Origin of the sequence: Aeromonas sp. Marseille-Q5825 (assembly GCF_946892685.1) — a bacterium.
GTDB lineage: Bacteria > Pseudomonadota > Gammaproteobacteria > Enterobacterales > Aeromonadaceae > Aeromonas > Aeromonas rivipollensis.
This window is the reverse complement of sequence record NZ_CAMPOU010000001.1, coordinates 1026868-1048398: the sequence shown is the minus strand read 5'-3', so window position 1 is coordinate 1048398 and position 21531 is coordinate 1026868. Positions and strand designations below refer to the sequence as shown.

The following is a 21531-nucleotide window of genomic DNA, read 5'->3' as shown; positions in this document are numbered from 1 at the left end:
CATAAATACCTTGAGAGGTAATGAAAATGGCAGAACTTAACGAACAGTTCCAAAAAGCATGGGAAGGCTTCGCGGCCGGTGAATGGCAGACCTCTGTCAACACCCGTGACTTCATCCAGAAGAACTACACCCCGTATGAAGGTGACGAGTCCTTCCTGGCTGGCGCGACCGAAGCTACCACCAAGCTGTGGGACAAGGTCATGGAAGGGATCAAGATCGAGAACCGCACTCACGCGCCGGTCGATTTTGATACCGACCTGCCCTCCACCATTACCGCTCACGATGCCGGCTATATCGATCAGAGCCTGGAGCAAATCGTCGGTCTGCAGACCGACAAGCCGCTCAAGCGCGCCATCATCGCCAACGGCGGTATCAAGATGGTCAAGACCTCTTGCGAAGTCTACGGTCGTCAACTTGACCCCATGGTCGAGAAGATCTTCACCGAGTACCGCAAGACTCACAACCAGGGTGTGTTCGACGTTTACACCAAGGACATCCTGAACTGCCGTAAATCCGGCGTCATCACCGGTCTGCCGGATGCCTACGGCCGTGGCCGCATCATCGGTGACTACCGCCGTGTTGCCCTGTACGGTATCGACTTCCTGATGGCCGACAAACTGGCCCAGTTCAAGTCCCTGCAGGCCGATCTGGAAAACGGTGTCAACCTGGAAGCCACCATCCGTCTGCGCGAAGAGATCTCCGAGCAGCACCGTGCCCTGGCCCAGATGAAGGTGATGGCCGCCAAATATGGCTGCGACATCTCAGTGCCGGCCAAGACCGCCAAAGAAGCCGTGCAGTGGACCTACTTCGCCTACCTGGCGGCAGTCAAGTCCCAGAACGGTGCCGCCATGTCCTTCGGTCGTACCTCCAGCTTCCTGGACGTCTATATCGAGCGTGACCTGAAGAAAGGCCTGCTGACCGAGCAAGAAGCCCAGGAGCTGATGGACCACATGGTCATGAAGCTGCGCATGGTTCGCTTCCTGCGTACTCCTGAATACGATTCACTGTTCTCCGGCGACCCCATGTGGGCAACCGAGACCCTGGCCGGTATGGGCGTTGATGGCCGTACCCTGGTCACCAAGAACAGCTTCCGTATGCTGAACACCCTGTACACCATGGGCCCGTCCCCTGAGCCGAACCTGACCATACTCTGGTCCGAGAAGCTGCCGGTCGGTTTCAAGAAGTACTGCGCCAAGGTATCCATCGAGACCTCTTCCGTTCAGTACGAGAACGACGATCTGATGCGTCCGGACTTCAACAACGATGACTACGCCATCGCTTGCTGCGTGTCCCCGATGATCGTCGGCAAACAGATGCAGTTCTTCGGTGCCCGTGCCAACCTGGCCAAGACCATGCTGTATGCAATCAACGGCGGCATGGACGAGAAGCTCAAGATCCAGGTCGGCCCGAAAACCGAGATGGTCAAGTCCGAGTACCTCGACTACAACGACGTGATGGACAGGCTGGATCACTTCATGGACTGGCTGGCCAAGCAGTATGTCGCCGCCCTGAACATCATCCACTACATGCACGACAAGTACAGCTACGAAGCCTCCCTGATGGCGCTGCACGACCGTGACGTCTATCGCACCATGGCTTGCGGCATCGCCGGTCTGTCCGTGGCAGCTGACTCCCTGTCTGCCATCAAGTACGCCAAGGTCAAGCCGGTTCGTGACGAAGATGGCGTTGCCATCGACTTCGAAATCGACGGCGAGTACCCGCAGTTCGGTAACAACGACGCTCGCGTCGATGACATCGCCTGTGACCTGGTCGAGCGCTTCATGAAGAAAATTCAGAAGCTGAACACCTACCGTGGTGCCGTGGCTACCCAGTCCGTGCTGACCATCACCTCCAACGTGGTGTACGGCAAGAAGACAGGTAACACCCCGGATGGCCGTCGTTCCGGTGCGCCGTTCGGCCCGGGTGCCAACCCGATGCACGGTCGTGATCAGAAGGGTGCCGTTGCGTCCCTGACTTCCGTCGCCAAGCTGCCGTTCGCTTACGCCAAAGATGGTATCTCCTATACCTTCTCCATCGTGCCGAACGCCTTGGGTAAAGACATGGAATCCCAGAAAGCCAACCTGGCTGGCCTGATGGACGGTTACTTCCATCACGAGACCAACCTGGAAGGCGGTCAGCACCTGAACGTCAACGTGATGAACCGTGAAATGCTGCTGGACGCCATGGAAAACCCGGAGAAATATCCGCAGTTGACCATCCGCGTATCCGGTTATGCCGTTCGCTTCAACTCTTTGACCAAAGAGCAGCAGCAAGACGTCATCACCCGTACCTTCACCGCTTCTCTGTAATAGAATCTCGGTGAACAAAAACCGGCGCCCAGGCGCCGGTTTTTTTATGTCAGCTCTTCAGGGCTCAGCGGCTTGCAAGGCCGATGACAACCCAACCCACCCTTCCCTCATACCACCTTGTTCAGGGCCGCTCGCCAGCCGCCAGACGGCGGTTGATATCGGCGATGACGGGGGCTATGTCGGCCAGGGTGTCGATCACGTAGTGAGCCCCCGCCGCCCGCAACTTGGCCTCGGCCGGTGCGCGCTTGGCGGCGATCTCCACCTCGCTCATGGCATCAAATTCTTCCCAGGTTGCGCCGAATTCGTTGCCGGAAACCGACAGCCCCACCGTCCACATGCCGGCGTTCAGCCCCTCGCTGATACCCGGCACGGCGTCATCGACCTTGATGCAGCGATGCACTGCACTCACTCCCAGCTCAATCACGTTGGCCAGCGCCATCCAGGGGCCGGGGCGCCCGCCCGCCTTGAGATCGTCGGTGGCAACCCAGTGATCGGGGCTATAGCCGTACTCGGCTGCCGCCGGCACCAGCGCCTCCATCACCGGGCGGGGGTAACCGGAGCAGGATCCGATCCGCATCCCTTGTGCTCGCAGCGCCTCCAGCACCGGCAGCACGCCCGGGATGGGGGCGGCGAAGCGGGTCACGGCGGCAATCTGCAGCGGCATAAAGGTGTGATAGAGGTGGTCCACCTCGGCGTGGCTCATGGGGTGGCCGAAGCGGGCCTGCCAACGGGCATCCACCGAGGGCAGACGGCCCAGCGCGGCGATATGATCCCACTTGCCAAGGCCCATGGGTTGGCGCGCTTCCTCCAGGCTCACAGGGAAGTCATAGGCGCGGACGAAGGCCTCGACGAAGATGGAGGTGGGGGCGAAGGAGCCGAAATCGACAACCGTGCCGGCCCAGTCGAGGATCAGTGCCTCCACGTCTGTGGTCGGGTCTACGGCAATCTGCAAGTCAGTCATGGTGATCTTCCTGTTTCGGTGAAAGGGCGATCTCGCCGAGGGCGCGATCGAGAATGTTGATGGCGCGCACCAGATCGGCGCGGGCGATATTAAGGGGGGGCGAGAGCTGGATGACGTTGCCCTGGGAGACCTTGAAGCTGAGCCCAAGCTCCAGACAGCGGTAGAGCAGCCGCTCGGCGGCTCGGCTATTGCGCGTTCGACTCTGGTGATCGACCACCAGATCCAGCGCCCACAAGAGGCCGATGCCGCGCACCTGGCCGATCAGCGGGTGGCGCTCGGCAAGCGCCGCGAGCTCGGCGGCCATAAAGCGGCCATCCTCCTGCACCTTGGCCAGCAACCCCTCTTCACGAATGGTGGCTATGGTGGCGAGGGCCGCCGCGCAGCCGATGGGGCTCTTCTCGTGGGTGTAGTGACCCAGCGAGATGGCCGCTGCCTGATTGAAACGATCCCGGGTGATAAGCGCGGCAAAGGGCACTACCCCGCCCCCCAGCCCCTTGCCAAGGCAGATGATGTCCGGCTCTATGCCGAACTCTTCGAAGCTAAACCAGTGGCCGGTACGACCGAGGGCATTGGGGATCTCGTCTACGATCAGCAATACCTTGTGGCGATCGCAGATCTCCCGCACCCGCTGCCAGTAAGCCTTCGAGGGCACCTGCACGTCGGTATTGCGGATGGGCTCGGCGATAAAGGCACCTATCCCCCCCTCCTTCTCGATGACGTACTCCAGATAATCGGCGTAGTGCACGTCATCCCCCTCCCCGCGATACCAGACACCGCGATAGCGGGTGGGGGGCGGAATGCGCTCCACCCCGGCCATCAAGGGGCCCATGCCCGCGCGAAAGCAGGCTTCGCCGCCGACCGAGATGGCATCGAGGGAGGCGCCGTGAAAGGCATCCCACAGGGACACCACCTTGCTGTTGCCTGTGATAAAGCGGGCGAGCTTGAGCGCAATACCCACCACCTCGCTGCCGCCGGGGGCGAACAGCACCCGGTTGAGATCGCCGGGGGCCAGTTCGGCCAGGGTGCGGGCGCAGTCGATGGCGACCTGATGGGTGTAACGGCGAGGCGCGAACGGCAGATCGGCGAGTTGCTGCTGCACCGCGGCCACCACCTTGGGGTGGCCGTGGCCCAGTTGATGAACGCTGTTGCCGTGAAAATCGAGGTAACGCGCGCCCGATGCACTGGTCAGCCAACTCCCCTGCGCCCCCTCAAGCAGATCGAGGCAGGGGCTGGAGAGGGCCTGATGGAGGAAGTAGCGACTATCTTCCGCCAATCCCGCCTGCACCGCCTCGCTCTGGTCTGCCCACCAGCGCGTGCGCCCCTCCCCCAGATTGATGTCCCCTTCGCTGTCGGCCCGGCCGCTGCCGTGAAGAGCATCGCGCATCATCATCACGCTTCCCCTTGCCAGTAGCAGGCGCTGGTCATGGCCGCGAGCAGGGCTCGTACCCGCTCTGGGGTCACGTCGCCGATATTGCCGATACGGAAGCAATCGGCCTGGGAGACCTTGCCCGGGTAGATGACAAAGCCCTGCCCCTTGAGCCGCTGGTAGAAGTCGGCGAAGCGGTAGTCCGGATGAGCCGGGGAGCAGAAGGCGGTGATGATGGGGGATTGCCACTCCTCGGGCAGTAGCGGTGCAAAGCCCAATGCCGCCATCCCCGCCACTAGCGTGCGCTGGTTCTCGCTGTAGCGCTGATGGCGGGCGGCAATGCCCCCCTCTTCATCCAGCTCGCGCAGGGCCTGGGCAAAGGCGAGCACGGTATGGGTGGGTGAGGTGAAACGCCACTTTCCCCCCTGCTGCTCCATGGTCTGCCACTGGGCGTGCAGGTCGAGGGAGACAGAGCGGGCGCGACCGGCGCAGGCCATGAGCGCGGCGCGACGGGCGATGACGAAGCCAAAGCCCGGCACCCCCTGAATGCACTTGTTGGCGGAGCTGATGAGAAACTCGATGCCAAGGCGCCCCATGTCGATGGGGATGCCGCCAAAGCTGCTCATGGCATCGACGATGAGGCGAATGCCGTGGCGCTGGCAAAGTTCAGCTACCTCTTCAAGGGGGTTGAGCATGCCGGTGGTGGTCTCGCAGTGCACCATGGCCAGATGGGTTATTTCGGGGTGGCGCACCAGCATGGCGTCGATGGCGGCAGGCTCGGGGCGGGTCGTCTCGCCGCAGTCCAGCTCATGATGGCGCAGGCCGAGGCAGCGGGCCATCTCACCCATACGAGCGCCGTAGGCGCCGTTGTTGATGATGAGCAGACACTCGTCGGCGCCGATGGCCGAGCCCAGCACGCTCTCCACCACATAGCTGCCGCTCCCCTGCAGCAACACGGCGCTGTAGTCGCTTTCATGTTCCGGACCGGTCGCAAGACGCACCAGCTCGCGGCGGATGGGCTCCACCACACCGAGGTTATAGTCCGCATCCCAGGTGCAGCTGTCTTGCAGCATGGCGGCGCGCACAGTGGCGGTGGTCGAGAGGGGGCCCGGGGTCAGCAGCAGGTAATCGACGGCGGCGGGGGCCGCAGGAATATGGGTCATGACTTCGCTCCTTTTGGTATATACCAGAATGAGCGCATTGTGGGTAACTGCCCCGCCAAGGTCAAAGGGGTGGGGCCACGTGCAACAAAAAATTCATTTTCAGCGCCGGGATCGCGATAATCTAGGAAGCCTGAACAACAGGGGCAACACTGGTATCTACCAATGCATTATACCGTCTCCATTTAGCGACCGGACCTGCACCCCAACCACTGCCCAGCCAAGGATTTTCATGAGCAAACCCCAATACCTGCAGATCAAGGATGCCCTCGCCAACCAGATCCTGGCGGGGGGCTTGGCCCCCAATGATAAGCTCCCCTCCGAGCGGCTGCTGGGGGATCTTTACGGCACCACCCGGGTCACCATCCGCGAGGCGCTGGTGCAGCTGGAGGCCAATGGCCTCATCTATCGGGAGGATCGCCGGGGCTGGTTCGTCACCCCGCCGCGCTTTCGCCTCAACCCCAGACGCACCTCCAACTTTCACCAGATAGTGCGCGAACAAGGGGGCGAGCCGCGCACCGAGCTGCTGGAGAAAAGCCGCCAGGCGGTGCCGCCCGCGTTGATGGCGCAGTTGCAGCTCAAACCGTTCGACAGCCTGTTTCTGCTCAAGCGGCTGCGCTATGCCAACGGGCGCGCCATCTGCTATTGCGAAAACCACTGCCTGCCCGAGCGGGTGCCCGGTCTGCTGGAGCTGGATCTTGCCGGCAGCCTGACCGAGATCTACCAGGCCCATTACGATCTTCACTACGCCCGCATGCAGGTGCGCTTCTTCCCCACCGCCCTGCCGGACGAGGTGGCCAAGGCGCTGGGGGCCACCGCCGGGCTACCCGCCCTGCGCCTGGAGCGGCTCAACTTCGATCAGCACGGCCGGGTGCTCGACTTCGATCTGGAGTACTGGCGCCACGACAGCCTGGAGATAGAGGTGGATACCCAGAATTAGGAACAGACAAGTTAAGTGCGGCAAAACGTCACGGGGCCGTCACCGTACCGTCATAAAGTTCCCCTAGCCTCTGCTTCGACCAATCTGGTTTATACCAAGCCAACCAAAATGGAGAAGAGGATGAAACAGGGAACCCATTTGCTGGCCGCCGCCGTGCTGGCCGCCATGACAGCCCCGGCACTGGCCGCGACCGATCTCACCGTCTACACCGCCTTCGAGCCGGAGCAGCTCGGCGAGCTGAAGACGGCGTTTGAGCGCCAGCACCCGGACATCAACATCAAGTGGGTGCGCGACTCCACCGGGGTGGTCACAGCCCGGTTGCTGGCAGAGAAAGCCCAGCCCAAGGCCGACGTGGTGTGGGGACTGGCCGCCACCAGCCTGATGCAGCTCGATCAGCAGCAGATGCTGACCGGTTACGCCCCCAAGGGGCTGGACAAGCTCGACAGCCGTTTTCGTGACGGCAAGGCCGAGCCCCACTGGATTGGTCTGGACGCCTTCTTCAGCGCCATCTGCTTCAACAAGGTAGAGGCAGAGAAGCAAGGAATACCGGCGCCGACCAGCTGGGCCGATCTCACCAAGCCCATCTACAAGGGCAAGGTGATCATGCCCAACCCCAGCTCCTCCGGCACCGGCTATCTGAGCGTCGCGGGCTGGCTGCAGACCATGGGCGAGCAGCAGGGCTGGCAGTTCATGAACGGCCTGCACCAGAACATAGACCGCTACACCCACTCGGGCTCGGCCCCCTGCAAGCTGGCCGCCAGCGGCGAGACGGTGATCGGCATCTCCTTTGACTTCCCGGCCACCAGCCTCAAGGCCAAGGGTGCCCCCATAGAGGTGGTGTTCCCGAGCGAAGGCTCGGGCTGGGACATGGAAGCCGCCGCCATCATCAAGGGCACCCCCAAGCTGGATGCGGCCAAGCAGCTGCTTGACTTTGCCGCCACCGAGCAGGCCAACGCCCTCTACAACAAGTCGTTCGCCGTGGTCGCCATCCCTGGGGTCGCCCAACCGAGAGCGGGCTATCCGGCGGATATCAAGGGCCAGATGATCGACAACGATTTTGCCTGGGCTGCCCGCGAGCGCAACGCCATCCTGACCCAGTGGAGCGCCAGCTTCGACGGCAAGTCGGAAGCCAAGCAGTAATCCTGAACAGGAGCGGTTTGTGCACCCCAGACAAACCGCTGCCAATCAAGCCCTTGTCGAAGGCCAACAGGTGTTGGCCTTCGCTTTTTGGGTTTCGCTCCCAGTTTTTGTTTCGCCCTCGATTGGCGGCACCCCACCTCTCCGCACGCGGCCAAGCCACCTGCCGAATGCCCGCCGTCATCTGACTGTCATCGAGCTGTCATCCCCCGATCACCTGACCGTCACACTTCACCGGCAAACTGGTATATACCAAATCAGTAGCGAGTCGAATCATGACCCAGCCCTATCTGGACATTCAACACCTCAACAAGCAGTTCGGTGCCTTCCAGGCCCTCAAGGGGATCTCTCTGAGCATCCATCCGGGGGAGTTCATCTGCTTTCTCGGCCCCTCCGGCTGCGGCAAGACCACCTTGCTCAGAGCCATCGCCGGTCTGGATCTGCCGGACAGCGGCCGGATCTGGCAAGGGGGACGGGAGATCTCCCTGCTGCCCCCCCAGGAGCGGGACTTTGGCATAGTGTTTCAGTCCTATGCCCTCTTCCCCAACCTGACGGTGGCCCAGAACATCGCATTTGGCCTTGAGAATCAGGGACTGGCGCGCGATGCCATCAAGGAGCGGGTGGATCACTGGCTGGCGCTGGTAGATCTCGATGCCCAGTCCCACAAGTACCCGAGCCAGATCTCCGGCGGCCAGCAGCAGCGGGTGGCGCTGGCCCGGGCGCTGGCCCTCTCCCCCGGCCTGTTGCTGCTGGACGAACCGCTCAGCGCGCTGGATGCCCTGGTGCGCACCCACCTTCGCAGCGAGATCCGCGCCCTGCAGCAGCGCCTCGGCATCACCACCATCATGGTGACCCACGATCAGGAAGAAGCCCTGACCATGGCGGACCGTATAGTAGTGATGGAGAGCGGCCGCATAGTGCAGGTGGGCACACCGCAGGAGATCTACCACCAGCCTGCGAGCCGCTTCGTGGCAAGCTTCGTCGGCACCATGAACTTCCTCGAGACCCTGGTGCTAGGCCCCACTCAGGTGCGCCTCAACGAACAGCCCTTGACGCTCGCCAACCAGGCCGCTGCCGGCAGCAAATTGCAGGTGGCGATCCGCCCCGAGGCGATCAGCCTGGGCGCCCCCCATGAGCCTTATCCAGGTCAACATGGCGTAGAAGCGCAGATAGATCAGGTGGAGTTTCTCGGTGCCGCCCAGCGCCTTATCTGCACCGCCGACACCTATCTGGGCCCACAGCAAATTCTGGTGGAGCGTCCCACCCAGGAGTTGCCCCACCACGAACGGGGTGGCTGGCGAAGCGGCATGCGCTGCTCCCTGCACTGGCCCGCCGGGGCCATGCAGCTGTTTGAAGGGGAGCGCCCATGAGCCCTCATCTCTCCACTCCGGCACTGGCAACCCCAGCACAGGCAACATCAGAACAGGCAACCCAAGAGCCCCAGCCTCGCTACCCCTTGTGGCAGCGGCTCTGCTCCGGCTGGAGCCGGGATCAGCTGCTGCAACTCCTGCTGCTTCTGCTAGGTATTGCCCTGCTCACCGGCGGCCTGCTGCTGCCGCTGCTCACCATGCTGCAAAAGAGCCTGCAAGACGAAAACGGCCTCTGGGTGGGGCTCGCCAACTTCAGCGCCTACTTCGACTCCCCCCATCTGGGTCAAACCCTCGGCAACACCCTCTGGCTCGGGGTGCTCATCACCGCCCTGGTGGTGACCATCGCCTTTGGCTACGCCTATGCCCTCACCCGCACCTGCATGCCGGGCAAGAGCCTGTTTCGCCTCGTTGGCCTTATTCCGCTCTTGATGCCCTCCCTGCTGCCCGCCATCAGTCTGGTCTACTGGTTTGGCAATCAGGGGATCGCCAAGGGGCTGCTCGGCGGCGAGAGCATCTACGGCCCCATCGGCATCGTCATTGGTCTGGGCTTCTGGTGCTTCCCCCACGCCCTGATGATCCTCATCACGGCGCTGGGTCAGAGCGACGCCCGCCTCTATGAAGCGGCCCGGGTGCTGGGCAGCAGCGGTTGGCGCACCTTTGTCACCGTCACCCTGCCTACCGCCCGTTATGGCCTGCTCAGCGCCGCCATCGCCGTCTTCACCCTCACCATCTGCGACTTCGGGGTGGCCAAGGTGATTGGCGGCCAGTACAGCGTGCTGGCCACCGATATCTACCGGCAGGTGATTGGGATGCAGAACTTCTCCCTCGGCGCCGTTGCCAGCGTCACCCTGCTGCTGCCTGCGCTGCTGAGCTTTGCGCTGGAGCACAGGGTACGCAGCAAAATGCAGGAGCAGAGCAGCACCAAGGCGGTGCCCTATAGCCCCACACCCCATCGGCTGCGGGATCTGCTTGCGCTCGGCTGGTGCACTCTCTGGGCCCTGCTGTTTCTGGCGCTGGTGGGCATGGCGGTCTACGGCTCCCTGGTGCAGTTCTGGCCCTACAACCTTGAGCTGACCCTCGCTCACTACGCCTTTGACAGCAACAGCGTCTATGGCTGGCAGCCCTTTACCAACACCCTGCAACTGGGCCTCTATACCGCCCTTGTGGGCACAGTGCTGGTGATGGTGCTGGCCTGGGCACAGGAGAAGGGGCGCCACTTCGCATGGCTTCGTCAGTTGCTGCACCTGCTCGCCATGCTGTCACTGGCGGTGCCCGGCATGGTGCTGGGGCTGGGTTACATCTTCTTTTTCAACGGCAATCCGCTGTTTGGCAGCCTCCATGGCACCCTGCCGCTCATGGTGCTCTCCTGCATCATCCACTACTACACGGTGGGTCATATGACGGCGCTGACCAGCCTCAAACAATTGCCTAGGGAGCTGGAGCTGGTGGCTATTTCCCTGCGCATTCCGCTCTGGAAGGCGTTCTGGCGCGTCACCCTGCCCGCCTCCCTGCCGGCGCTCTTGGAGATCTTCATCTATCTGTTCGTCAACGCCATGACCACCACCTCGGCGGTGATCTTCCTCTATTCGAGTGACAGCGTGCTCGCCTCCATCGCAGTGCTGAACATGGAGGATTCCGGCGATACCGCCGCGGCCGCCGCCATGGCCACCCTGATCCTGCTGGCCGCCGCCACCGTCAAGCTGCTCCAGCTCTTTTTGAGCCGCGCCCTGCTGGATCGCACCCAGCGCTGGCGCCATCAATAACCTTATCGAGGAGTCATTATGTCCACTCGCCCCTTTTGGCTGGCCGAAGCGCTCGCCGCAGAACAACCCGCCCCCCCCACGCCCCTTCAAGGCCAGCACGAGGTGGATGTCTGCATCGTCGGCGGCGGTTTTACCGGACTCTGGAGCGCCATCGCCCTTAAACAGGCCGAGCCTCACTTGCGCATCCTGGTGCTGGAAAAAGACCTGTGTGGCAACGGGGCCTCGGGGCGCAACGGCGGCTGCCTGCTCACCTGGTCAGCCAAGTACTTGACGTTAAAGCGCCTGTTTGGGGAGCAACAGGCCGCCTGGCTGGTGCGAAGCTCCGAGCAGGCGGTACACGAGATCGCCCGCTTCTGCGCGGCGCATCAGATAGAGGCGGAACTGAGGGTCGAGGGCACCTGCTACACCGCCACCAGCGAGGCCCAGCGCGGCCTGATGGATCCGGTATTGCGGGAACTAGAGCGAGCAGACCTTAACCAGTGGCAGACGATTGAAGAGAGTGAACTGGCGAGCCAGAGCGGCTCCCAGGTTCATCTGGAGGGGCTCTACAGCCCCCACGCGGGCTCGGTGCAACCGGCGCTGCTGGTGCGCGGCCTGCTGCGGGTGGCGCGAGAACTCGGGGTCGAGGTTTATGAACATTCCCCCATGCAGCGCCTGGAGGCGGGCCAACCTGCGCGGGTGCAGACGCCGCAGGGTGAGGTGCGTGCCCGCAAGGTGGTGCTGGCCCTCAACAGCGCCATGACGGCGCACTTTCGCGAGTTTCGCCGCAGCATAGTGCTGGTCTCCTCGGATATGGTGATAACCGACCCGGCGCCACAGGCGCTTGCCGCCCAGCAGCTCGCTCATGGCCGCTCCGTGGTGGATGGCCGCACCTTTGTCCACTACTACAGATCCACCCCGCAAGGGCGGCTGATGCTGGGCAAGGGGGGCAACACCTTCGCCTTTGCCAACCGCCATCTGGCCGAGTTCGATGCGCCGAGCCGCTATCTTGCGCCCCTCACCCGCACCCTGCGCCGCTTCTTTCCGGCACTTGAAGATGTACCCGTCGCCGCCAGCTGGTGCGGCGCCTCCGATCGCTCGGTGGATGGCCTTCCCTTCTTCGGCCACTGGCGCGAGCAGCCCAACGTCGTCTATGGCCTCGGCTATTCGGGCAACGGAGTGGCCCAGAGCTGGATGGGCGGTCAAATACTGGCGGCCCTGGTGAGAGATGAGGTGCGGGAAGCAGACAAGCCGTGGCGAGAATGCGCCCTGGTGAGCGGCCCGCGCGGCTATTTCCCGCCGGAGCCCTTGCGTTGGCTGGGGGCCATGGTGGTACGCAATGCCATCAGGCGCAAGGAGCGGGCGGAAGATGAAAACCGCCCTGTGCCCTGGTATGACAAGCAGCTGGCCCGGCTGGCGGATGCGGCGGGCAAGGCGGACAAATAGGCGCCTTCGCACACAGCTGCGGAAAGAGCCAGAAAGCCGAAGGGGCAGGAGAGTGATGACTCCCCTGCCCCTTCGCAGTTAGTACGGCGGATGGCCCGATAGACGGATCTGGCGTTAGCTGGCCCAGGTAATGATGTGATCTATCCAGTCGCCGGCATGGGCCTCGTGCACCACCTTGCCGCGCACCGACTGGCCAGCCTGATGCATGGCGCTGCGGCTGCCGGTGATGAGCGGATGCCACTCAGGCAGGCTCTGCCCCTCTGCCAGCAGGCGGTAGGCACAGCTCGACGGCAGCCAGTCGAACTCGGCAATCTTGTCGAAGGTGATCTGCAGGCAGTCCGGCTCTTTTTTAAAGCGGTTGCCGTAATCGGAGCACTGGCAGGTCTTGGTATTGAGCAGGTTGCAGGCCACGTTGGTGAACACCAGCTCCTCGGTGTCCTCGTCGATCAGCTTGTTCAGGCAGCACTTGCCGCAGCCGTCGCACAGAGACTCCCACTCCACAGTGGTCATCTGTTGCAGGCTCTTCGCCTGCCAGAAGGGGGCGGTCTGCACTTCGTTTAACTGCGGCACTTTTTGCTGCATGGCAATGGGCTCACTCAATACGCTGACAAGCGCGTGGTTATACGCCTTATGGTCCGATTTTTCAAGGTAAACGGGGAGATGCCAGAGAATCGGAAAGGTCAGAAACTGCGGTTAAACGTTGGGCTTCGCTACGCTCAGCGCCAACCTACAACGCCTGTAGGTTGTGGCTGAGCTTGAGAAGCCCAACATTCGAGATTAGAACTCGCCCAACGCGAGATAACGTGGATATACCAACTTGTCACCGCCCAGACCTCCACCATCAGTTTATTGAGCTTTGACAGGTTTTTGCTCACCTTTCATATCCCAACCAAGCCTTGTTGGTTAATATGTCTCAGTTGACAACTAAGACGTCATCAGAAGTGGTTATTCCGGGATAAGAACCTTACCTGATGACAACGGAAAATAATGGGTGGTTTATTTGAAAAGCCAACCCATGACCTTCTAAGGGGAAATAATGGAACGAGGGATAGTAATTACTCCAAACTATGCAATTTTAAATAATGGGCATGGACTGGAGGTCAAGGGACCTGTTGAACCGATCAATTTGAGAAACTACCTATTGTTTTGGGACAAAATTGACTATCCAACAAACAATATGATCCATTATGGTGGTGGGGATGACATTGACTTTCTTATTCAAGAAGGTGTGGCAAAATCAACATCTATCCGATTTCGTGAACTGAGAGGGGATCAGAATGGGTTTGTTTTTTTGGCAACACAAATGGCTGCATATGAAGAAAACAATAAAAACCCTGAACAAGAATGGAGCATTGCTCAACCAACGCAGCAATTGTTAATACCACAGCAGTATGCGAAAACTCAGGGTTGCCTTGAGTTTGAACTTTACAATGCAATACAGATTCCAACAGGTGATGTTCCATTACCAGAAGTATATGAGTTCAAAACTCGCCGAAAAGATGAGCTTTTAGCTCTGCGCGATTCAATGGATACCATTGTAGATTCAGTACTAGGCTCACAGGATATCCCAAAGCGTAAAAACAAGGCTTTAAGTAAATTGCACCGCGACTTAAACGATTTTAATCGAGTAATGAAGGAGACAAAATTTGAAAGAGTAAAACGTTCTTTGACTGCGGTTGCTACTGACCCATGGTTTGGTGTGGCAAATACGATAGTTTTAGCGAATGATTATTTACCAAGAAATTATCAGCCATATGTGCAAACTCTGAATGTCGCTGCTTTGGGAGCTTGTGCCATCAAGTTTGCATATAAAGAATTAAGTGTGGGAAAGGCTGTACCTGACAACTTTTCACATTTCGCTTATCTGTCATCAATTCAACGAGAACTCATATAACAGGATGTTTAGGAACGGAGATGATATTCCGCTGAGCCTGCAAAACCCACCTCTTACTTGTATCCATAAAAAAGCCGACCATCAGGTCGGCATTTTTATTAGAGATAACAGGCTAAATAACTTACCAGCCGGTTACTTCGCGCAGGGCCTTGCCGATATCGGCGAGGGAGCGCACGGTTTTTACGCCGGCATCTTCCAGGGCGGCAAATTTCTCTGCTGCCGTGCCCTTACCACCGGCGATGATGGCGCCCGCATGACCCATGCGCTTGCCAGCAGGGGCGGTGACGCCCGCGATGTAGGAGACCACCGGCTTGGTGACGTGGGCCTTGATATAGGCTGCCGCCTCTTCTTCGGCGCTGCCGCCGATCTCGCCGATCATGACGATGGCTTCGGTCTTGGGATCGTTCTGGAACATCTCCAGGATGTCGATGAAGTTGGAGCCCGGGATGGGGTCACCACCTATGCCGACGCAGGTGGACTGGCCGAAGCCCTCGTCCGTGGTCTGCTTGACCGCTTCGTAGGTCAGGGTGCCGGAGCGGGAGACGATGCCCACCTTGCCCGGCTTGTGGATGTGACCCGGCATGATGCCGATCTTGCACTCACCCGGGGTGATGACGCCCGGGCAGTTCGGGCCGATCATGCGCACGCCGGTTTCCTGCAGCTTCACCTTGACCTGCAGCATGTCCAAGGTCGGGATGCCTTCGGTGATGGTGACGATGAGCTTGATGCCGGCATCGATGGCTTCCAGGATGGCGTCCTTGCAGAACGGGGCCGGAACATAGATGACGGAGGCGGTGGCGCCGGTGGCTTCCACGGCGTCACGGACGGTGTTGAACACCGGCAGGCCCAGGTGAGTAGTGCCACCCTTGCCCGGGGAGACGCCGCCGACCATCTGGGTACCGTAGGCAATGGCCTGTTCGGAGTGGAAGGTACCCTGACCGCCGGTGAAGCCCTGGCAGATCACCTTGGTGTCTTTGTTGATCAGAACGCTCATTATTTGGCCTCCGCTGCTTTAACCACTTGCTGAGCTGCGTCAGTCAGACTCGTTGCGGCGATGATATTGAGGCCGCTGTCGGCCAGTTTACGGGCACCCAGTTCGGCATTGTTGCCTTCCAGACGCACTACCACGGGCACCTTGACCCCCACTTCCTTGACCGCGCCGATAATGCCTTCCGCGATCATGTCGCAGCGCACTATGCCGCCGAAGATGTTGACCAGCACGGCTTGTACCTTGCTGTCGGACAGGATGATCTTGAAGGCCTCGGTCACGCGCTCCTTGGTGGCGCCGCCGCCGACGTCCAGGAAGTTGGCCGGGGAACCGCCGTGCAGGTTGACGATGTCCATGGTGCCCATGGCCAGACCGGCGCCGTTGACCATGCAGCCGATGTTGCCATCCAGCGCCACATAGTTCAGCTCCCACTGGGCGGCGTGCGCTTCGCGGGGGTCATCCTGGGAGGGATCGTGCATCTGGCGCAGCTTGGGCTGACGGTACAGAGCGTTGGCGTCGATGTTGATCTTGCCGTCCAGGCAATGCAGGTTGCCCTTGTCGGTGATGACCAGGGGGTTGATCTCCAGCAGGGCGAAGTCGCAGTCCAGGAACATCTGGCCCAGACCCATGAAGATCTTGGTGAACTGCTTGATCTGATCGCCGACCAGACCCAGCTTGAAGGCCAGCTCGCGTGCCTGATAAGCCTGCGGGCCCACCAGGGGATCGATGGCAGCCTTGTGAATGAGTTCCGGGGTTTCGTGGGCGATCTTCTCGATGTCCACGCCACCCTCGGTGGAGGCCATGAAGACCACGCGGCGGCTGCCACGGTCAACCACGGCGCCGAGGTAGAGCTCCTTGGCGATGTCGGTGCAGGACTCCACCAGGATCTTGGTGACCGGCTGACCGTTGGCGTCAGTCTGATAGGTCACCAGGTTCTTGCCGAGCCAGTTCTGGGCGAAGGCACGGATCTCGTCCTTGCTCTTGGCCAGCTTGACGCCGCCCGCCTTGCCACGCCCACCGGCGTGGACCTGGCACTTGACGACCCAGGTATTGCCGCCAATCTTGTCGGCCGCTTCGGCCGCTTCCTGCGGGGTAGCGCAGGCATAACCTTCGGAGACCGGCAGGCCATACTCGGCAAACAGCTGTTTTGCCTGATATTCATGCAGATTCATAGATGCTCTATCCGTGTTGTAGGTATTTCCGTCCGGGGCTCGTGTTTCTCAATCCCCTGTGAATGGGGGCCTGGGCGGCCCCTCGTTATCTTTCAGTCACTCTTGCTCAGACATCCAGCAGCAGACGAGTCGGGTCTTCCAGGAGCTCCTTGATGGAGACCAGGAAGCCCACGGACTCGCGGCCGTCGATGATGCGGTGATCGTAGGAGAGCGCCAGGTACATCATCGGCAGGATTTCGACCTTGCCGTCGACGGCCATGGGTCTGTCCTGGATCTTGTGCATCCCCAGAATGGCGCTCTGGGGCGGGTTGATGATGGGGGTGGACATCAGGGAGCCGAACACGCCGCCGTTGGTGATGGTGAAGTTGCCGCCGGTCAGTTCGTCCACGGTCAGCTTGCCGTCACGGCCCTTGCCCGCCAGATCCTTGATGGCCTTCTCGATGTCGGCGAGGCTCATGTTGTCGCAGTCACGCAGCACAGGGGTCACCAGACCACGGGGGGTGGAGACGGCGATGCTGACGTCGAAGTAGTTGTGGTACACCACATCATCACCATCCAGCGCCGCGTTCACTTCCGGGTAGCGCTTGAGGGATTCGACCACGGCCTTGACGTAGAAGGACATGAAGCCGAGCTTGATGCCGTGCTTCTTCTCGAAGATCTCGCCGTACTGCTTGCGCAGCTTCATGATGGGCGCCATGTTGATCTCGTTGAAGGTGGTCAGCATGGCGGTGGTGTTCTTGGCCTCCAGCAGACGCTCGGCGATGCGCTTGCGCAGACGGGTCATGGGCACGCGCTTCTCGGTGCGACCGGCCAGCGGGGCTATGGGCGCAACAGGTGCGGCTGCCACGGCGGCGACGGGGGCTGCCGGCTTGCCCAGGTTTTTGATGAAGGCATCCACGTCTTCCTTGGTGACGCGACCACCCTTGCCGGTGCCGGTCAGCTTGGCCACGTCGATGTCGTGCTCGGCCACCAGGCGGCGCACCGAGGGGCTCAAACCGTCGGCAGCGTCATCGGCGGCCACTTCCACCGGCTTCTCCTTGGTCTCTTCACCGGCCACAGGGGCCGCCTTGAGGATGGCGATCAGCTGGCGGGAGAGCACGGTCGCGCCTTCCAGTTGCAGGATGTCGCCCAGTACGCCGGCTTCGGGCGCGGGGACTTCCAGCACGACTTTATCGGTTTCGATGTCAACCAGCACTTCGTCACGGGCAACCAGATCACCCGGTTTCTTGTGCCAGGTGGCGATGGTGGCGTCCGCCACTGATTCCGGCAGGTCCGGTACCTTGATCTCGATAGTCATGTAATCAGTTCCTTGTTACTTCTTGGCCAGCAGGCTTGTTCCAGAGACGGAGAGGGTCGGCTTCACGGAGCCCCCTCCCCTTCACAACTCGTTTATTCCAGGGTCAGCGCGTCTTCCACCAGGGCTTTCTGCTGCTTGGCGTGGACAGACATGTAACCGACGGCCGGTGAGGCCGAGGCCGGGCGACCGGCGTAACGCAGACGGGCATTGCTTGGCAGCACGCTGTCATAGTGATGACGGGTGCTGTACCAGGCTCCCTGGTTCTGCGGCTCTTCCTGACACCAGACGAAATCGGTGACGTGGGCATAATCGGCCAGGATGGCGCGCACTTCCTCTTCCGGGAAGGGGTAGAGCTGCTCGATCCGCACCAGAGCCACATCCTGCTGCTCTGCCTTGCGACGGGCATCGAGCAGGTCGTAGTAGACCTTGCCGGAGCAGAAGACCACCCGCTTGACGGCTTTGGGATCCAGGGCATCGATCTCGCCAATGGCGTTCTGGAAGGTGCCGGTCGCCAGCTCGTCGAGCTTGCTCACCGCCAGCGGGTGGCGCAGCAAGGACTTGGGCGTCATCACGATGAGCGGACGGCGCATCGGGCGCACCACCTGGCGGCGCAGCATGTGGAACACCTGGGCCGGGGTGGAGGGCACGCACACCTGCATGTTGTGCTGGGCGCACATCTGCAGATAGCGCTCCAGACGGGCGGAGGAGTGCTCAGGGCCCTGCCCCTCGTAACCGTGGGGCAGCAGCATGGTCAGACCGCACATCCGGCCCCACTTCTGCTCGCCGGAGGAGAGGAACTGATCCACCACCACCTGGGCGCAGTTGGCGAAGTCGCCGAACTGGGCTTCCCAGATGGTCAGACCGGCCGGCTCGGCGCTGGCATAGCCATATTCGAACGCCAGCACCGCGTTCTCGGTCAGCACGGAGTCGTAGATCTCGAACGGACCTTGCTCGTCGTGCAGGTTGCACAGCGGGGTGTAGGTGCTCGCATCGGTCTGGTTGTGCAGCACGGCGTGGCGATGGAAGAAGGTGCCACGACCGGAGTCTTCCCCGGTGAAGCGGATGCGCGCGCCCTTGTCCACCAGGGTGGCGTAGGCCAGGGTCTCGGCAAAGCCCCAGTCCACCAGCTTCTCGCCGGCGGCCATCAGGCGGCGGTCTTCGTAGATCTTCTCGACCTGGCGTTGCAGCACATGGGTCGCCGGGTACTGGCTGATGCGCTCGCCGAGGGATTTCAGGTGATCCATGGGCACAGTGCTGTCGTAGCTCATGGCCCAGTCGTGACCGAGGTACGGGGTCCAGTCCACGGAGTGCAGCTCCATGGGACGCCACTCCTTGCTCACCCGCTCGCCCCTGTCCAGGGTATCGCGATAGTCGTTGACTAGCGTGGTGGCCAGCTCGGGGGTGATGGTGCCTTCGCCAATCAGCTGATCGGCGTAGATCTTGCGCGGCGTCGGGTGCTGCTTGATCTTCTGGTACATCAGGGGCTGGGTCGCGCTCGGCTCGTCGGCCTCGTTGTGACCGTGACGACGGTAGCAGACCAGCTCGATCACCACGTCGCGCTTGAAGGTGTTGCGGTAATCCAGCGCAATCTGGGTCACCAGCACCACGGCTTCCGGGTCATCCCCGTTGACGTGCAGTACAGGTGCCTGCACCGCCTTGGCGATGTCGGTACAGTATTCGGTGGAGCGCAGGTCACGTTGATAGGAGGTGGTGAAACCGACCTGGTTGTTGATGACGATGCGCACAGTGCCGCCGACGCCGTAGGCACGGGTCAGGGACATGTTGAAGGTCTCGGCTACTACACCCTGCCCCGCGATGGCGGAGTCACCGTGGATGGTGATGGGCAAGACGCTGGAGCCGTCCTTGTCACCGCGTCTGTCCATGCGGGCACGGACCGAGCCGATGACCACGGGGTTGACGATCTCGAGGTGGGACGGGTTGAAGGCCAGCGCCAGGTGGACGTTGCCGCCCGGGGTGGCGAAATCGGAGGAGAAGCCCATGTGGTACTTCACATCCCCTGTGCCCCAGGATTCGCCATGCTTGCCGGCGAACTCGTCGAACAGCTCCTGCGCACGCTTGCCCAGCACGTTGATCAGCACGTTCAGGCGACCCCGGTGGGCCATGCCGATGACGGCCTCTTTGCAGCCCTGCTCACCGGCGCGGCGGATCAGCTCCTTGAGCATGGGCACCATGGCATCGCCCCCTTCCAGGGAGAAACGCTTGGCCCCCGGGAACTTGGCACCCAGGTATTTTTCCAGCCCTTCGGCGGCGGTCAGGCTCTCGAGGAAGCGGGTCTTCTCTTCGAGGGTGTAGCTCCCCTTCCCTTCGATGGATTCAAGACGGTCTTGCAGCCAGCGCTTCTCCTCGGTGGAGGTGATGTGCATGTAGTCTGCACCTATGCTGCTGCAGTAGGTTTTCTTCAGCGAGGCGTAGAGATCGGAGAGCACCATGGTCTCGCGACCTATGGCGTAGGAGCCCACATTGAAGGTGGCCTCCATGTCTGCGCCCTGCAGGTTGTGAAATGCCGGGTCGAGCTCGGCAACGGTTTCACGGGTCCAGAGGCCGAGGGGATCCAGATTGGCATTCTGGTGACCGCGGAAGCGGAAGGCGTTGATCAGCTGCAGTACGCGCACCTGCTTGGCATCCACCTGGGGATCGGAGACAGGGGCGCTGTAACGGGAGGGATCCTTGGCCAGGCGGCGGAAATAGTCGCGAACCTGGGAGTGGGGTTGTTCAACTGCATGGCCATTGACCTGGGGCAGCTCGCTAAACAGGCTGCGCCACTCATCGGCCACGGAGTCGGGGTTTTCCAGGAAGGATTCGTACAAATCCTCAATGTAGCTTGCATTCGCACCAGCCAGGTGAGATGACTCCAACCAGGCCTTCATCACGCCGTTATGCATTTCTATCCCTTGTACATCTTGTTCACTGCAGCGCAGCTTGTAGGGTCATAGCCATCCCGGGACGGGATGGCTATCCAGAGGTCGGGCCCGGCGCAAGGCGCCCTGGCCCTGGTATCAAACAGCCCGGTTGAGCAACATCGACTTGATCTGACCGATGGCCTTGGTCGGGTTCAAGCCCTTGGGACAGACGTTCACGCAGTTCATGATGCCGTGGCAGCGGAACACGCTAAAGGCGTCATCTAGGTTGCCCAGTCGTTCAGTGGCGGCGGTGTCGCGGCTGTCCGCCAGCCAGCGGTAGGCGGCGAGCAGGCCAGCGGGGCCTATGAACTTGTCCGGGTTCCACCAGAAGGAGGGGCAAGAGGTGGAGCAGCAGGCACAGAGAATACACTCGTACAGGCCATCCAGCTTGGCGCGCTCTTCGGGGGATTGCAGGTGCTCACGCACGGGCGGCAGTTTTTCATCGTTGATGAGGAAGGGCTTGACCTTCTCCCACTGGGTGTAGAACTGGGTCATGTCGATCACCAGATCGCGGATCACTGGCAGACCAGGCAGGGGCCGGATGACGACCTTGTTGCCCTTCTTCAGCAGATCGGAGAGCGGGGTGATGCAGGCAAGACCGTTCTTGCCATTCATGTTGAGACCGTCTGATCCACAGACCCCTTCGCGGCACGAGCGGCGGAAGGAGAGGGTGGGATCCAGCTCTTTCAACTGGATCAGTGCGTCGAGCACCATCATGTCGGAACCTTCAGGAATATCAAGACGATATTCCTTCATATGCGGGACGTTATCAACGTCCGGGTTATAGCGATATACCGAGAATGTGACGTTCATTGTGCTTGGCTCCGC

General features: G+C 61.2%; 16 protein-coding genes. 7 read left to right on the top strand and 9 right to left on the bottom strand.

Going from position 1 to position 21531, the window contains the following annotated elements:
• Positions 1–26: 26 nt before the first annotated feature.
• Positions 27–2309 carry a formate C-acetyltransferase gene (gene pflB / locus OC537_RS04855; RefSeq protein ID WP_163136952.1) on the top strand — a complete coding sequence of 761 codons (2283 nt, stop codon included), beginning with the start codon at positions 27–29 and terminating at the stop codon, positions 2307–2309.
• 121 nt (positions 2310–2430) lie between these two features.
• On the opposite strand, the gene phnX is transcribed toward pflB, so the two are convergent.
• Genes phnX through phnW form a run of 3 tightly spaced genes read right to left on the bottom strand, consistent with a single transcriptional unit; the run spans position 2431 to position 5799 of the window.
• Positions 2431–3270, bottom strand: a complete 840-nt coding sequence (phnX, locus tag OC537_RS04850; protein WP_262109914.1) for a phosphonoacetaldehyde hydrolase — start codon at positions 3268–3270, stop codon at positions 2431–2433.
• On the bottom strand, positions 3263–4660 hold the full coding sequence (locus tag OC537_RS04845; RefSeq protein ID WP_262109912.1) for an aspartate aminotransferase family protein: 1398 nt from the start codon (positions 4658–4660) through the stop codon (positions 3263–3265). Before OC537_RS04845 ends, phnX begins: the two co-directional genes overlap by 8 nt.
• Positions 4660–5799 carry a 2-aminoethylphosphonate--pyruvate transaminase gene (phnW, locus tag OC537_RS04840; protein WP_262109909.1) on the bottom strand — a complete coding sequence of 380 codons (1140 nt, stop codon included), beginning with the start codon at positions 5797–5799 and terminating at the stop codon, positions 4660–4662. Before phnW ends, OC537_RS04845 begins: the two co-directional genes overlap by 1 nt.
• A gap of 229 nt (positions 5800–6028) precedes the next feature.
• On the opposite strand from phnW, the gene phnR reads away from it, so the two are divergent.
• The 5 genes from phnR to OC537_RS04815 all read left to right on the top strand — a co-directional run bounded on the left by phnR (position 6029) and on the right by OC537_RS04815 (position 12431).
• Positions 6029–6736: a phosphonate utilization transcriptional regulator PhnR gene (gene phnR / locus OC537_RS04835; RefSeq protein ID WP_262109907.1), complete on the top strand. Its 708-nt coding sequence runs from the start codon at positions 6029–6031 to the stop codon at positions 6734–6736.
• 120 nt (positions 6737–6856) lie between these two features.
• Positions 6857–7876, top strand: a complete 1020-nt coding sequence (locus tag OC537_RS04830) for a putative 2-aminoethylphosphonate ABC transporter substrate-binding protein (RefSeq protein ID WP_139744385.1) — start codon at positions 6857–6859, stop codon at positions 7874–7876.
• A gap of 272 nt (positions 7877–8148) precedes the next feature.
• Entirely contained in the window at positions 8149–9243 is a 1095-nt protein-coding gene (locus tag OC537_RS04825) for a putative 2-aminoethylphosphonate ABC transporter ATP-binding protein (RefSeq protein ID WP_262109901.1), read from the top strand.
• Positions 9240–11006 carry a putative 2-aminoethylphosphonate ABC transporter permease subunit gene (locus OC537_RS04820; protein ID WP_262109899.1) on the top strand — a complete coding sequence of 589 codons (1767 nt, stop codon included), beginning with the start codon at positions 9240–9242 and terminating at the stop codon, positions 11004–11006. Before OC537_RS04825 ends, OC537_RS04820 begins: the two co-directional genes overlap by 4 nt.
• Before the next feature lie 18 nt (positions 11007–11024).
• Positions 11025–12431, top strand: a complete 1407-nt coding sequence (locus tag OC537_RS04815; RefSeq protein ID WP_262109897.1) for an FAD-dependent oxidoreductase — start codon at positions 11025–11027, stop codon at positions 12429–12431.
• Between the two features lie 114 nt (positions 12432–12545).
• On the opposite strand, the gene OC537_RS04810 is transcribed toward OC537_RS04815, so the two are convergent.
• Positions 12546–13013 (bottom strand): YcgN family cysteine cluster protein, encoded by a 468-nt coding sequence (locus OC537_RS04810; RefSeq protein WP_316044142.1) that lies wholly within the window; start codon positions 13011–13013, stop codon positions 12546–12548.
• 454 nt (positions 13014–13467) lie between these two features.
• Between OC537_RS04810 and OC537_RS04805 the strand changes: the two genes are divergently transcribed.
• A complete protein-coding gene (locus tag OC537_RS04805) occupies positions 13468–14325 on the top strand; it encodes a DUF6236 family protein (protein WP_262109895.1) in 858 nt (285 codons plus the stop codon).
• Positions 14326–14446: 121 nt separating this feature from the next.
• Here the strand turns inward: OC537_RS04805 and sucD are convergent, their stop codons facing one another.
• From sucD to OC537_RS04780, 5 genes are all read right to left on the bottom strand, one after another.
• The gene (gene sucD, locus OC537_RS04800; protein WP_042649072.1) at positions 14447–15319 is read right to left on the bottom strand and encodes a succinate--CoA ligase subunit alpha; all 873 of its coding nucleotides are present in this window, start codon (positions 15317–15319) and stop codon (positions 14447–14449) included.
• Entirely contained in the window at positions 15319–16485 is a 1167-nt protein-coding gene (gene sucC, locus OC537_RS04795) for an ADP-forming succinate--CoA ligase subunit beta (protein ID WP_106886993.1), read from the bottom strand. The genes sucD and sucC overlap by 1 nt, the downstream gene beginning before the upstream one ends.
• Positions 16486–16591: 106 nt before the next feature.
• A complete protein-coding gene (gene odhB / locus OC537_RS04790; RefSeq protein WP_106886994.1) occupies positions 16592–17782 on the bottom strand; it encodes a 2-oxoglutarate dehydrogenase complex dihydrolipoyllysine-residue succinyltransferase in 1191 nt (396 codons plus the stop codon).
• A gap of 92 nt (positions 17783–17874) precedes the next feature.
• Complete coding sequence (sucA, locus tag OC537_RS04785; protein ID WP_262109891.1) at positions 17875–20685, bottom strand: 2-oxoglutarate dehydrogenase E1 component; 2811 nt, start codon at positions 20683–20685, stop codon at positions 17875–17877.
• 114 nt (positions 20686–20799) lie between these two features.
• On the bottom strand, positions 20800–21516 hold the full coding sequence (locus OC537_RS04780; protein WP_025326736.1) for a succinate dehydrogenase iron-sulfur subunit: 717 nt from the start codon (positions 21514–21516) through the stop codon (positions 20800–20802).
• Between the last annotated feature and the right edge of the window lie 15 nt (positions 21517–21531).

What these genes read in the sequence shown, in the direction of transcription:
- OC537_RS04810 (WP_316044142.1), bottom strand. Translation starts at nt 13,013, where the DNA reads ATGCAGCAAAAAGTGCCGCAGTTAAACGAAGTGCAGACCGCCCCCTTC.
- odhB (WP_106886994.1), bottom strand. Translation starts at nt 17,782, where the DNA reads ATGACTATCGAGATCAAGGTACCGGACCTGCCGGAATCAGTGGCGGAC.
- sucA (WP_262109891.1), bottom strand. Translation starts at nt 20,685, where the DNA reads ATGCATAACGGCGTGATGAAGGCCTGGTTGGAGTCATCTCACCTGGCT.
- OC537_RS04845 (WP_262109912.1), bottom strand. Translation starts at nt 4,660, where the DNA reads ATGATGATGCGCGATGCTCTTCACGGCAGCGGCCGGGCCGACAGCGAA.
- phnW (WP_262109909.1), bottom strand. Translation starts at nt 5,799, where the DNA reads ATGACCCATATTCCTGCGGCCCCCGCCGCCGTCGATTACCTGCTGCTG.
- pflB (WP_163136952.1), top strand. Translation starts at nt 27, where the DNA reads ATGGCAGAACTTAACGAACAGTTCCAAAAAGCATGGGAAGGCTTCGCG.
- OC537_RS04805 (WP_262109895.1), top strand. Translation starts at nt 13,468, where the DNA reads ATGGAACGAGGGATAGTAATTACTCCAAACTATGCAATTTTAAATAAT.
- sucC (WP_106886993.1), bottom strand. Translation starts at nt 16,485, where the DNA reads ATGAATCTGCATGAATATCAGGCAAAACAGCTGTTTGCCGAGTATGGC.
- OC537_RS04820 (WP_262109899.1), top strand. Translation starts at nt 9,240, where the DNA reads ATGAGCCCTCATCTCTCCACTCCGGCACTGGCAACCCCAGCACAGGCA.
- OC537_RS04815 (WP_262109897.1), top strand. Translation starts at nt 11,025, where the DNA reads ATGTCCACTCGCCCCTTTTGGCTGGCCGAAGCGCTCGCCGCAGAACAA.
- OC537_RS04825 (WP_262109901.1), top strand. Translation starts at nt 8,149, where the DNA reads ATGACCCAGCCCTATCTGGACATTCAACACCTCAACAAGCAGTTCGGT.
- sucD (WP_042649072.1), bottom strand. Translation starts at nt 15,319, where the DNA reads ATGAGCGTTCTGATCAACAAAGACACCAAGGTGATCTGCCAGGGCTTC.
- phnX (WP_262109914.1), bottom strand. Translation starts at nt 3,270, where the DNA reads ATGACTGACTTGCAGATTGCCGTAGACCCGACCACAGACGTGGAGGCA.
- OC537_RS04780 (WP_025326736.1), bottom strand. Translation starts at nt 21,516, where the DNA reads ATGAACGTCACATTCTCGGTATATCGCTATAACCCGGACGTTGATAAC.
- phnR (WP_262109907.1), top strand. Translation starts at nt 6,029, where the DNA reads ATGAGCAAACCCCAATACCTGCAGATCAAGGATGCCCTCGCCAACCAG.
- OC537_RS04830 (WP_139744385.1), top strand. Translation starts at nt 6,857, where the DNA reads ATGAAACAGGGAACCCATTTGCTGGCCGCCGCCGTGCTGGCCGCCATG.